Annotated in this window: 9 protein-coding genes and 1 pseudogene; 6 read left to right on the top strand and 4 right to left on the bottom strand. The window is 50.9% G+C overall.

What is annotated here, in order from left to right:
* Nucleotides 1–11: 11 nt before the first annotated feature.
* Nucleotides 12–800, bottom strand: coding sequence for a Cof-type HAD-IIB family hydrolase (locus tag EVJ32_RS05260; protein WP_201738307.1), 789 nt, complete (start codon nt 798–800; stop codon nt 12–14).
* A 208-nt stretch (nt 801–1,008) separates the two neighbouring features.
* Between EVJ32_RS05260 and rnjA the strand changes: the two genes are divergently transcribed.
* Nucleotides 1,009–2,676, top strand: coding sequence for a ribonuclease J1 (gene rnjA / locus EVJ32_RS05255; protein ID WP_070327600.1), 1,668 nt, complete (start codon nt 1,009–1,011; stop codon nt 2,674–2,676).
* A 61-nt stretch (nt 2,677–2,737) separates the two neighbouring features.
* The gene (locus EVJ32_RS05250) at nt 2,738–4,195 is read left to right on the top strand and encodes a phospholipase D family protein (protein WP_131457250.1); all 1,458 of its coding nucleotides are present in this window, start codon (nt 2,738–2,740) and stop codon (nt 4,193–4,195) included.
* A gap of 402 nt (nt 4,196–4,597) precedes the next feature.
* Here EVJ32_RS05250 and EVJ32_RS05245 read toward each other — a convergent pair whose 3' ends face one another.
* Complete coding sequence (locus EVJ32_RS05245; protein ID WP_131457375.1) at nt 4,598–6,223, bottom strand: alpha/beta hydrolase; 1,626 nt, start codon at nt 6,221–6,223, stop codon at nt 4,598–4,600.
* Nucleotide 6,224: 1 nt separating this feature from the next.
* Nucleotides 6,225–6,764: a peptide deformylase gene (gene def / locus EVJ32_RS05240; protein ID WP_131457248.1), complete on the bottom strand. Its 540-nt coding sequence runs from the start codon at nt 6,762–6,764 to the stop codon at nt 6,225–6,227.
* Between the two features lie 332 nt (nt 6,765–7,096).
* Between def and pdhA the strand changes: the two genes are divergently transcribed.
* The 4 genes from pdhA to lpdA all read left to right on the top strand — a co-directional run bounded on the left by pdhA (nt 7,097) and on the right by lpdA (nt 11,961).
* Nucleotides 7,097–8,182, top strand: coding sequence for a pyruvate dehydrogenase (acetyl-transferring) E1 component subunit alpha (gene pdhA / locus EVJ32_RS05235; RefSeq protein WP_131457246.1), 1,086 nt, complete (start codon nt 7,097–7,099; stop codon nt 8,180–8,182).
* Nucleotides 8,183–8,185: 3 nt separating this feature from the next.
* Nucleotides 8,186–9,163 (top strand): alpha-ketoacid dehydrogenase subunit beta, encoded by a 978-nt coding sequence (locus EVJ32_RS05230; RefSeq protein WP_070327596.1) that lies wholly within the window; start codon nt 8,186–8,188, stop codon nt 9,161–9,163.
* Nucleotides 9,164–9,239: 76 nt separating this feature from the next.
* Complete coding sequence (locus EVJ32_RS05225) at nt 9,240–10,544, top strand: dihydrolipoamide acetyltransferase family protein (RefSeq protein WP_131457244.1); 1,305 nt, start codon at nt 9,240–9,242, stop codon at nt 10,542–10,544.
* A gap of 4 nt (nt 10,545–10,548) precedes the next feature.
* Nucleotides 10,549–11,961 carry a dihydrolipoyl dehydrogenase gene (lpdA, locus tag EVJ32_RS05220; RefSeq protein WP_131457242.1) on the top strand — a complete coding sequence of 471 codons (1,413 nt, stop codon included), beginning with the start codon at nt 10,549–10,551 and terminating at the stop codon, nt 11,959–11,961.
* 121 nt (nt 11,962–12,082) lie between these two features.
* Here the strand turns inward: lpdA and EVJ32_RS16185 are convergent.
* Nucleotides 12,083–12,316 (bottom strand): annotated as a pseudogene (locus tag EVJ32_RS16185) (IS5/IS1182 family transposase); the annotation flags it as partial.

The raw sequence follows: 12,316 nt of genomic DNA, 5'->3' as shown, positions 1-12,316 counted from the left end.
TCTCGTTGTTTTTAGATTAATTTCATTTTTCTTAGTCCATACTCGATACCGTCTTCAAGAATCGATTTCGTCACAAAGTCGGCCGCTTCTTTTGCCTCGGCTCGTCCGTTGCCCATCGCGATGCCTGTACCGACGTATCGGAGCATCGCCAAGTCGTTCAACGCGTCACCGAAGGCGTATGTGTTCTCGAGGCGATAGCCGTTCGTCTCGATGAAGTGGCGAATGCCGTCCGCCTTGCTCGCCCCGCGATTGATGACGTCCATCGCATGCGGGTGCCAGCGGATAAAATCGAATTCGCTGTAAGCGTCGAGATAACGATGCTCTTCTTCAGGCGTGCAGTAGAGCAACGTCTGATAGACGTCCTGTTCAATGTGGAAGTTTGGCGCGTACGTCGGGATCGGTATATCGAGTTCACCGAGCGACTGTTCGACGACGTGGTCGTTCGGTTTCGTCGCGCCGCCACGGTCTTGTCCGAGATAGACGAGTGTGTGGTCGTTCGTACCCGCATGGTCCGTCAAACGGCTGAGCGCATGAGTCGGTAGCGTGTTCCGATAGACGATTTCCCCGCGGTGGACGACGATTTGGCCGTTGTAGCACACCATGCTCTCGATTCCAAGTTGCTGCGGGATGTCTGAGAGCATCGCCGGGCCTCGTCCCGTCGCGATGAACGTCTCGACTCCGTTCGCACGAAGTTGTTCGATCGCCGCAATCGTCGAAGGCGGAATATACGTCCCTTCGTGGAGAAGTGTGCCGTCAATGTCAAAAAAGACTACTTTTTTATCTTCCATTCGAATCACCATGCTTTCTCTGTCTTGTTTAGGGTATGTCTATACAAAAAAGCATACCACGAAATCAAGAAACAGCCCTCAATCTGACGTCATTAGTGAAATTTTGTCACAATATGAGCTATAATGAAGAAAGAATCTTACGGAGACATAACTTTATCACGAGAATCACTTATGTATCACATAGATGAAAATCAACTAACTAGAAGTAAGGAGAGATTAAATGAAGTTTGTAAAGAACCATCAAACCGCTGTGTTCGCATTAGGCGGACTCGGAGAAATCGGGAAGAATACGTACGTCGCTCAATTTCAAGATGAGATCATTGTCATCGACGCCGGGATTATGTTCCCAGAGGATGACTTGCTTGGGATCGACTACGTCATTCCAGATTACTCATACTTGATCAAAAACAAAGAAAAAGTAAAAGGGGTGTTCATCACCCACGGTCACGAAGACCATATCGGTGGAATCCCGTTCTTGTTGAAACAAGTCAAACTGCCGATCTATGCGACAAAGCTCGCCCTTGGGTTGATCAAAGTGAAACTTGAGGAGCATGGCTTGCTTCGCGAGGCCGAATTGCATGAAATCGATGAGGATACGATCGTTAAGTTCAGAAAGACGAGTATCTCGTTCTTCCGGACGACTCACTCGATTCCGAACTCGCTCGGTGTCGTCGTCAAGACGCCACAAGGCAACATCGTCCATACCGGCGACTTCAAGTTCGACTTCACACCGGTCGGCGAGCCGGCTGATATCGCCAAAATGGCTGAGATCGGGAAAGAAGGCGTCCTTTGTCTCTTGTCAGACTCGACGAACGCAGAAATCGAAGGGTTCACGATGAGTGAAAAAGTCGTCGGCGGGACGATCAGTGAGACGTTCCGTAAAGCGGAAGGGCGCATCATCTTCGCGACGTTCGCCTCGAACATCTATCGTCTGCAACAAGTCATCGACTCTTGTGCTGAGACGGGCCGCCACTTGCTCATCTTCGGTCGCTCGATGGAAAAAGTCATGACGATCGGACAAGATCTCGGCTTCATCAACGTACCAAAAGGAATGATTATCGAGACGAACCAGATGCGCAACTTCCAACCACATGAAGTGGCGATTCTCTGTACAGGATCACAAGGTGAACCGATGGCTGCGCTCAGCCGGATTGCGAACGGGACACACCGTCAAGTTTCGATCATCCCTGGCGACACGGTCATCTTCTCATCGTCACCGATTCCAGGTAACGCCGTGTCGGTCGGTAAAACGATCAACCAACTATACAAAGCGGGCGCTGACGTTGTCTACGGTAAACTCACGAACATCCATACGTCAGGTCACGGATCGCAACAAGAGCAACTGCTCATGATCCGGTTGCTCAACCCGAAATTCTTCATGCCGATTCACGGAGAGTACCGCATGTTAGTGAAACATGCCGAGCTCGCGCAGTCGGTCGGGATCCCGAAAGAGAACACGTTCGTAATGGACAACGGCGAAGTGCTCGCCGTCGACGCCGATTCGGCTGCCATCACAGGCAAAATTTCGGCGAACGCCGTCTATGTTGACGGAAACGGCATCGGTGACATCGGCAATATCGTCTTACGTGACCGCCGCATCTTGTCAGAAGATGGACTTGTCGTCGTCGTCATCAGCATCGACGGCAAGACGCGAAAACTCGTCTCCGGACCCGACATCATCTCGCGCGGATTCGTGTACATGCGCGAATCGGGTAGCTTGATTCGTGACGGTGAGCGCTTGCTCAAGAAGACGGTCGAACAAGGATTGTCGAATAAGCAGATGAAGTGGTCAGAGATGAAACAACTCGTCTCGGATACACTCACACCATACTTGGCTCAAAAAACACGAAGACACCCAATGGTTCTTCCGATCATTATGGAAGTATGAACGAACGGGCTGTAGGTGACTACAGCCCGTTTTTTAGAGCATAAAAAAGGGGACGGTGCGTATGGAACGGCAGAAGCATAAGACAGGATGGCTCAAATGGGGACTTGCCGCATTTGCGCTCTTATTTTTAGTCACGATGATTTATCATCAAGTAAAACCGCTACCAGAAGGGGTGTCTCGAGCATCCGAATCGGTAAACATCTCGGATGACCAAATCGATTTTTTGTCTGATTTGACATACCAAGGGGAAGATACGGAAGTGACCGAGCAAGAAATCTTCCAAGATGTCGAGCGATCGATTCGGGAAGCAAGCGAATATATCGTCATGGACTTTTTCTTATTCAATCCATATTCAAATGAAGATCGACAGTACCCGGACATCACGGCCCGCCTGTCGTCAGCACTCTTAGAACAGATGGAGCTGTATCCGGACTTGAACGTCGTGTTGATCACAGACGAGATCAACACGACGTATAACGGCCACGCGTCTGACCATTTAGACGTGCTCAAGGAAGCGGGCGCTGAAGTCGTCTACACGAACCTCGACGCGTTACGTGACCCGAATATCTTGTACTCGACGTTGTATCGCATCGGCTTCCAATGGTTCGGGGACAGCCAGAACGGTTGGCTTTCGAACCCGATGGCGAAATCGGCACCGGACATCACGATTCGTTCTTATTTACGGTTACTGAACGTGAAAGCGAACCATCGCAAAGTCATGGTGACGGAGAACGACGGGTTCGTCCTCTCGGCGAATCCGCATGACGCGTCCGGTTACCATTCAAATGTCGGTGTCCGACTCGACGGTCCGATCCTAGCTGACATTCTTGAAGGGGAAGAGGCGATCGCCCGGTTCTCGAAAGGGGATGCGAGTCGTTTCCCGAGTGAAGAAAAACTTGCCGCCTTACGTGACGAGGACTCGGACGGACCGATGCAGGTTCGTTACGTCACCGAGTCGAAAATTCAAGAAGCCGTCCTGAAAGCGATGGAAGAGGCGAAAGCGGGCGAGACGATTTGGATCGGCATGTTCTATTTGGCCGACCGGAACATCATCCAGTCGATCCACGACGCCGCCGAGCGCGGCGCGTTCGTCAAGCTCATCCTTGACCCGAACACGAACGCGTTCGGGCGTAATAAGTCGGGTCTCCCGAACTTGCCGGTCACGGCTGAGCTCGTCGAAGTCAATCCGGAACAGATCGAGGTCCGCTGGTACGAAGTCGGGAAAGAACAATATCATCCGAAGATGCTCTACGTCGAAGGCGAGCAGCGTGTTGTCGTGATGGGGTCTGGCAACTATACGACCCGGAATATGAACGACTATAACCTCGAGGCGGACGTCGAAGTGACGACTGCGACCGAGACCGAGTTCATGCGCGAAGTCGATAGCTATTTCAAACGGCTTTGGAACAACGAGGACGGGACGTACACCGTCGCTTATGATGAGATTCAGACCGACTTGCCGATTGGCAAGTACTTGCTCTACTGGTTACAGAAGTTGACGTGGACGATGACCTACTGACCTAAACAAGCCCGTCCTCAACAGAGGGCGGGCTTCAACTTGTTGACTAACATGATTGCTATCGCTCGTCCTTTCGGCGCCCACGCTTTCCGCAGGCAATCCCGGAGCCGCATCGCGACTCGCGTCGCTGCTGGGTCTCCGTTGGATTGCTATCCTGCAGGGGACGGGGCGCCATCGGACGGGCAACGCACACGGTCGCCATCTGGCGGCGGTCACCGCATAAATTATGAAAGAACTGGCCAATTTGTTGGCCTAGAAAGACCGTATACATAACAGTTTTTCAATTTTATGTCGGGCAGAGTGACTCGAGGTCATCGAACATAAAAAAGACGAACCAATTCGCGAAAAGCGAATTGGTTCGTCAACAGCCCAAGCCCGTCCTCATCAGAGGACGGGCTTGTTTTATTGCGTTTCGACTGGATTGAACTCATTTGAATACTCGTATAAGAACTCGCCCGTCTCACGGAGCACGTCCGTCTTCCGATGAAGTGAGAAGTGATCGTATGGGACGGTCTCGGTACCGATATTGTTCGTGTATTCCTCAAGCAAGAGCGAGCTCGACGGTTCGATCAAGTTGAACTCGCCGCCTCGTCCTGAGAACGAATACACTTGGACGGAGCGGGGCCACGTCTCAAGCTTCGCCTGGAACGACTTGAGCCCATCAGAACTCGGCGACAAGTCGCGGATGGCCGGACTGCCCGTGTTCACACCGAAGTTGCTGGCGGATAAACCGAAGTTGGCGAGGCGCGTCCCGGCGAACGGGCTATCGAACGTAACGAGCTTATCGACGATATACTCGTCTTGGTTCAAAATGTAGTTGGCTGCGGCGACACCGCCCATACTGTGACCGATCACATACATGCGGTCGAACGAACGGTTTCGTTCCGATTTGTACTCTTCGATGGCGAGGTTCAACCATTTCGTCTGGTTGTTCAAGGACGCTTCAGCATCCTCATATTCAATCCGGACGATCGGGCGGTTCGAACTGTAATCATTGATGACGCAGTCGACCGCTCCTTTCGCTGTCACCGTACAAAGCGCACCGTCTTTGGCGAGTCCGCGCTGCTCCATGTATTGGGAGAAGCGGAGGAACGTCCGGTCGGTCCCAAGCAGGCCGTGGACGGCGAACGTCGGGATGAATTCATCGGTTTGGGCGGCTTGACGGATGGCTTCGACTTTTCGATCGTTCGTCAGCTCTTCACGTACGGTCACGATAATGATGGCTAACGCTAACAGGATGATCAACATACCGAGCACGCGCGAACGAATCGATGTCCGGTCGGGGTTTCCGACATTTTTCCGAGATCTCCGCCAAAAGAAGAAAGCAGTCACACTAGCAATGATGGCAACGACGATCGTGATGGTCCACGCTTTGACGTTCGGTACGTGCGCAACAAGCATCATATTGTTTTGGCGTCCGCCGTACACTTGCCACTCGACTTGTTTCATTGAACGAGGGTCAAGACCGGTCCCGTCCTCGACGAACACACCGGTCGGTACCGTCAAATTGAAACGGATGTCGGCTTGGCGGATGTAACGCTCGGCGAGTTCTTTCGGGGAACCGCTCAAGTTGACACCAGGCAAGTCAACGCGATCGAGACGTAAATCCAAGTTCGTCTTCAATACGTATGAATCGAACCAAATGCCGTCTTCCTTTTGAACGTCAAATTTCACGTCGGGGGGAACGAGGACACCGGCCGGTCCGGTCTTCCATTCCTGTTTAATGTTTCGCAGTTCATCGGCGTTTTTGAACGTCTTCTTTAACACCATACCTTCGTAATCGTCTTCGCTCGAATAGTCTCGAGTCGCATAGCCGTTATCGTTCGCTTGTTGTTTCCACGTTTCCCAGTCGAGCCGTAAGTTTAATAGCTTCATGACCGGGTGATCGCGGAATGCATACGTCGTCTCGAGCGTGACAGACTGATCATAGTGGACGGTGGCGTCATATTCGATCCGGACGCATCCACCGATTAAAAGAAACAAGAATGGGAATAGGAACAACAGTGTCTTTTTTTTCACGCTCGTCACCTCAGATCGGTTCACCGTATGTTTCTAGCGGATTGGTCGTATTAATGCGGTCATAAAACAGGACGCCGTCCAAGTGGTCGAGTTCGTGTTGGCAGACGATGGCTCGCATCCCGCGAAGACGTAACTTGATCGGATTGCCGTCACGGTCAAATCCTTCGAGGGTGATGCGACGGTGACGCGGTACGTTGCCTTTGACGATGCGGTCGACAGATAAGCAGCCTTCACCGCCGTTCAAATACGTCTGTTCGAGCGAATGACTCGTGATTTTCGGATTGAAGATCGACAGCTTGAACGTCTCTTCTTCCTCTTTTAGCAGGACGGTGAAGAACCGGCGATTGACACCAAGTTGTGGTGCGGCAATCCCGACACCGCCGCGAAGCTCATATTTTTCACTGATCTCAGGGTCTTGGCTGTTGACGAGGAACGTTTCCATCTCGTCGAGCAGGGCGAGGTCTTCTGCCGTAGGTGGAATCGAGACTTCACTTGAACGGTTACGGAGCCGCTCATCTCCTTCACGAATCACGTCTTTCATTGTTAACATGGGTAAACTTCCTTTCCAATTGCGATATGTCCAATTATATCATATTTAATGAGCGAATCGCTCAGATGGTACAGAAGGTGAAATGAAAATGATACAGAGCGTAAAACATTCGAAAAATGTGTTCATGTAAGCGTTTTTATGGAGTGAGCATATTTTTTGCGTTATTGTAACAACCCGTTTTATACTGACTAGGAAACGGCAGGAGAAGTCATACTTTCCTGAATCACGTTAATACAGATTGCTTTTTTGGACAGATACACTTAAGATTTGAGGTAGTGTTTGATCACAAAAAAAGACAATTGTCTCATAGTTGAAAGGATGAGGTGAAACGAATGAACAACGTTCAGGTACTTCAAAACGTGGAAGAAAACTTCCAAACGTTCCGTATTCTCGACGAGAAGGGCGAGGTCGTCAACCAAGACGCAATGCCAGATGTAACGGACGAGCAACTTCAGGAGCTTATGCGCCGCATGGTCTATACTCGAATTTGGGATCAGCGTGCCATCTCGCTTAACCGTCAAGGACGCCTAGGTTTCTATGCGCCAGTGGCAGGTCAAGAAGCAACGATGATCGGGACGCAATACGCGCTCGACAAGCAAGACTGGATTCTTCCGGGTTACCGCGATATCCCACAACTCGTATTCCACGGACTTCCGCTTTATCAAGCGTTCTTGTTCTCACGTGGTCACGTGGCAGGAAACCGCATCCCAGAAGACGTTAACGTCTTAATGCCGCAAATCATCATCGGCGCACAAATCATTCAAGCAGCGGGTGTGGCTATGGGCCTCAAACGCAACGGCAACACGAACGTCGCCATTACTTACACGGGTGACGGTGGATCGTCACAAGGTGACTTCTACGAAGGCATGAACTTCGCAGGTGCATTCAAATCACCAGCTATCTTCGTCGTTCAAAACAACCGCTTCGCAATCTCGACACCTGTTGAGAAGCAGACGGCAGCTAAAACGATCGCGCAAAAAGCTGTAGCAGCGGGCATCAACGGAATCCAAGTTGACGGTATGGACGTACTTGCTGTCTTCGCCGCAACACAACAAGCGCGTAAAGACGCACTTGATGGGACACCGACGCTCATCGAAGCACTCACATACCGTTACGGACCACATACGCTCGCTGGGGATGACCCAACACGTTACCGTACGAAAGAACTCGATTCAGAGTACCAAGAAAAAGATCCACTCGTACGTTTCCGTCTTTTCCTCGAAGGCAAAAAGCTTTGGAGCGAAGACATGGAGAACGAAGTGATCGAACAAGCGAAAGCAGACGTGAAAGAAGCGATCAGCCTCGCGGACAAAGAACCAAAACAAAAAGTTTCGGACTTCATCAACAACATGTTCGAAACACTCCCTTCAAACTTGAAAGAGCAGCTTGAAGAATATACAGCAAAGGAGTCGAAGTAAGTTATGGCTCAAATGACAATGATCCAAGCGATTACTGATGCGATGCGCGTTGAAATGAAGCGCGACGAGAAAGTACTTCTTTTCGGAGAAGACGTTGGTAAAAACGGTGGGGTCTTCCGTGCAACGGAAGGTCTCCAAGACGAGTTAGGCGAAGACCGCGTCTTCGATACACCGCTCGCTGAGTCTGGTATCGGCGGTCTCGCGATCGGTCTTGCACTCACAGGCTTCCGTCCAATCATGGAAGTTCAATTCTTCGGATTCGTATTCGAAGTGTTTGACTCAGTTGCTGCCCAAATGGCACGTATGCGTTACCGTTCAGGCGGCGCTTACAGCCAGCCGGTTACAATCCGTTCACCGTTCGGTGGCGGCGTTAAAACACCAGAACTGCATGCGGACAGCCTTGAAGGATTGATGGCTCAGACACCTGGTCTTAAAGTCGTCATCCCGTCAACACCATACGATGCAAAAGGTCTTTTGATCGCGTCAATCCGTGACAACGACCCAGTCGTATTCCTCGAGCACATGAAACTTTACCGTTCGTTCCGTGGCGAAGTACCAGAAGGCGACTACACGATCGAGCTTGGAAAAGCAGACGTGAAACGCGAAGGTACTGACGTTTCGATCATCACATACGGTGCGATGGTTCATACTTCACTCAAAGCAGCTGAAGAGCTTGAAAAAGAAAACATCAACGTCGAAGTAATCGACCTCATGACAATCAGCCCGCTTGATATCGACACAATCGTCGAGTCAGTTAAAAAGACTGGCCGCGCGATCGTCGTTCAAGAGGCACAGCGTCAAGCAGGGATTGCGGCGAACGTCGTAACTGAAATTCAAGAACGCGCGATTCTTCACCTCGAAGCACCAGTGCTTCGTGTAACTGCACCAGACACGGTCTTCGCTTTCGCACAAGGTGAAGATGCATGGTTACCTGACCATAAAGATGTCGTTGCAAAAGTTAAAGAAGTTATCAACTTCTGATCGTGTTCATTTAACGATGAGGGAGAATTGTCTCCCTTGTCGTATTTACATGATTATTTGATGGGAGGAAAAACCAGTGGCAGTATTTGAATTTAAATTACCAGACATCGGTGAAGGAATTCACGAAGGTGAGATCGTCAAGTGGTTCGTCAAAGCAGGGGATACAGTGAAAGAGGATGACATCCTCCTCGAAGTTCAAAACGACAAAGCCGTCGTTGAGATTCCTGCTCCGGTTGACGGAACAGTCAAGGAAGTTAAAGTCTCTGAAGGAACAGTTGCCATCGTCGGCGACGTGCTCATCACGTTCGATATTGAAGGTGACGCACCAGCCGGTGAAGAAGCAGCAGCTCCTGAACAGCCAAAAGCTGAAGAGAAGACAGAAGAGATTCAAGAAGACGTAAAAGAAGACGTGAAAGAAGACGGTCCACGTGAAGTTCAACTTCACAAGTCTGAGCGTGTCATCGCTATGCCTTCGATTCGCAAGTACGCTCGCGAAAAAGGCGTCGACATCCGTGAAGTCAAAGGAACGGGCGACAACGGGCGTATTCTTAAAGAAGACATCGACGCGTTCGCAAACGGTGAAGCACCGACAGCGGAAGCTACAACAGAGAAAACAGAATCTGTAGCGACGGCCTCGGCTGCGAAGACGGAAATCAAGCCTTACGAGTCAGCTACACCTGAACTCGAAACGCGCGAGAAAATCCGTGGTATCCGTAAAGCGATCTCGAAAGCGATGGTCAACTCGAAACATACGGCTCCGCACGTAACACTCATGGACGAAGTCGATGTCACGAAACTTGTCGCACTCCGTAAAGAGTTCAAACAAGTCGCGGCTGACCAAGGCGTGAAACTCACGTACTTGCCATTCGTCGTCAAAGCATTGACAGCGGCAGCGAAAGCTTACCCAACGATCAACGCGTCAATCGACGATGTAAACGAAGAAATCGTCTACAAAAACTACTACAACATCGGTATCGCAGCTGACACGGATAACGGCCTCGTCGTTCCTGTCGTCAAAGATGCGGACCGTAAATCAGTCTACGCACTTGCAAACAACATCAATGAGCTTGCTGGCAAAGCCCGTGAAGGCAAACTTGCTGGGGACGACATGAAAGGCGGATCGATCACAATCACGAACATCGGTTCAGCTGGTGGACAATGGTTCACACCTGTCATCAACCACCCGGAAGTTGCTATTCTCGGTATCGGCCGCATTGCTGAAAAAGCTGTCGTCAAAGACGGAGAGATTGTCGCAGCACCAGTGCTCGCACTTTCATTCAGCTTTGACCACCGTCTCATCGATGGTGCGACTGCTCAAAACGCGCTCAACATGGTCAAACGCTTGCTTCAAGATCCAGCACTTCTAATGATGGAGGGATAAGAACATGGTAGTAGGAGAATTCGCACAAGAAACTGATTTACTTGTCATCGGCGCCGGTCCTGGTGGATACGTCGCAGCAATCCGCGGCGCACAACTCGGACTCAAAGTTACAATCGTTGAAAGAGGCAACTTTGGCGGTGTCTGCTTGAACGTCGGTTGTATCCCATCTAAAGCGTTGATTACGGCTGGACATAACTTCCAGCACGCTAAAGGTCACTCGACAATGGGAATCACATCTGACAACGTGTCAGTTGACTTCACGAAAGTCCAAGACTGGAAACAGTCGGTTGTCAACAAATTGACTGGCGGCGTCAAAGGTCTTTTGAAAGGCAACAAGATCGAAATCGTTCAAGGTGAAGCGTTCTTCGCAGCTGAAGACACAGTTCGTGTCATCACAGAAGATAGCTCAACTCCTTACAAGTTCAAGAAAGCGATCATCGCGACTGGTTCGACACCAATCGAGATCCCATCGTTCAAATGGTCAAAACGCGTTCTTTCTTCAACTGGCGCATTGGCTCTTACAGAAGTTCCGAAAAAGCTCGTCGTCATCGGTGGCGGCTACATCGGAATGGAACTTGGAACAGCGTATGCGAACTTCGATACTGAAGTCGTAGTCGTTGAAGGCGCAAGCGACATCTTGTCTGGCTTCGAGCCACAAATGACGCAAATCGTCAAAAAGAAACTCAAACAAAAAGGCAACGTCACGATCCACACGAACGCTCTTGCAAAAGGCGTCGAGGAAACGGAAGACGGCGTTATCGTGAAGTTTGAAGTGAACGGCGAAGAACAGACTGTTGAAGCGGACTACGTCCTCGTCACAGTCGGACGCCGTCCGAACACTGGCGACATCGGCCTCGAGAATGCTGAAGTTAAAATCAGCGACCGCGGCATCATCGAGATCGACGACCAGTGCAAGACGTCGAACGAAAACATTTATGCAATCGGCGACATCGTACCAGGACCACCGCTCGCACACAAAGCTTCTTACGAAGCAAAAGTTGCAGCGGAGGCAGCTGCAGGTAAGCCGGCTTACCTCGACTACTCAGCAATCCCAGCGGTCGTCTTCACTGACCCTGAACTTGCGACAGTCGGTTACACAGAACCGCTCGCTAAAGAAGAAGGACTCGATTTCACAGTATCGAAATTCCCATTCGCAGCGAACGGTCGTGCCCTCGCCCTCGACGAGCCAGACGGCTTCATGAAGCTCATCACGCGTAAAGAGGACGGTCTTTTGATCGGTGCTCAAATCGCGGGTACAGGCGCTTCTGATATGATTGCCGAGCTTGGTCTCGCCATCGAAGCAGGCATGACAGCTGAAGATATCGCGCTCACAATCCACGCTCACCCATCACTCGGTGAGATGGCAATGGAAGCGGCAGAAATCGCAATGGGTATGCCAATCCACGTCGTTAAGTAATACAAAAACTCTCTCGCTACTCGCGGAGGGCACTGAAAAACCTCCGCTCTATCCGAGCGTGAACAGAAAAAAGGGCGATTGGACCGACTCAAGTCGGGACAATCGCTCTTTTTCCTTGCCCTTATCCTGTTTTTTCTTTTGAGAGGGTGATGATCCGCTTCAGGTTTACCGCGATGATCGCCTGCCCAATCGGCTTCTGCCCGTACCGGGCCCGGGAATGGGTCGAACCGACGATCAGCGTCCGTCCCTTCAGCAGCCCCATCTCTTTCGCGACCTCGACCGTGTGTGCGAGCAGTTTGTCGAGCAGTTTGTCGTCGTCCATGCGTTGGCGGCGGAATTTCGTGAGCGAGGACGG

Origin of the sequence: Exiguobacterium sp. SH5S4, from assembly GCF_004337045.1 — a bacterium.
In the GTDB taxonomy this organism is placed as follows: domain Bacteria; phylum Bacillota; class Bacilli; order Exiguobacteriales; family Exiguobacteriaceae; genus Exiguobacterium; species Exiguobacterium aurantiacum_A.
Note: the sequence above shows the minus strand (reverse complement) of the source record. Positions and strands in the feature narration are given on the sequence as shown.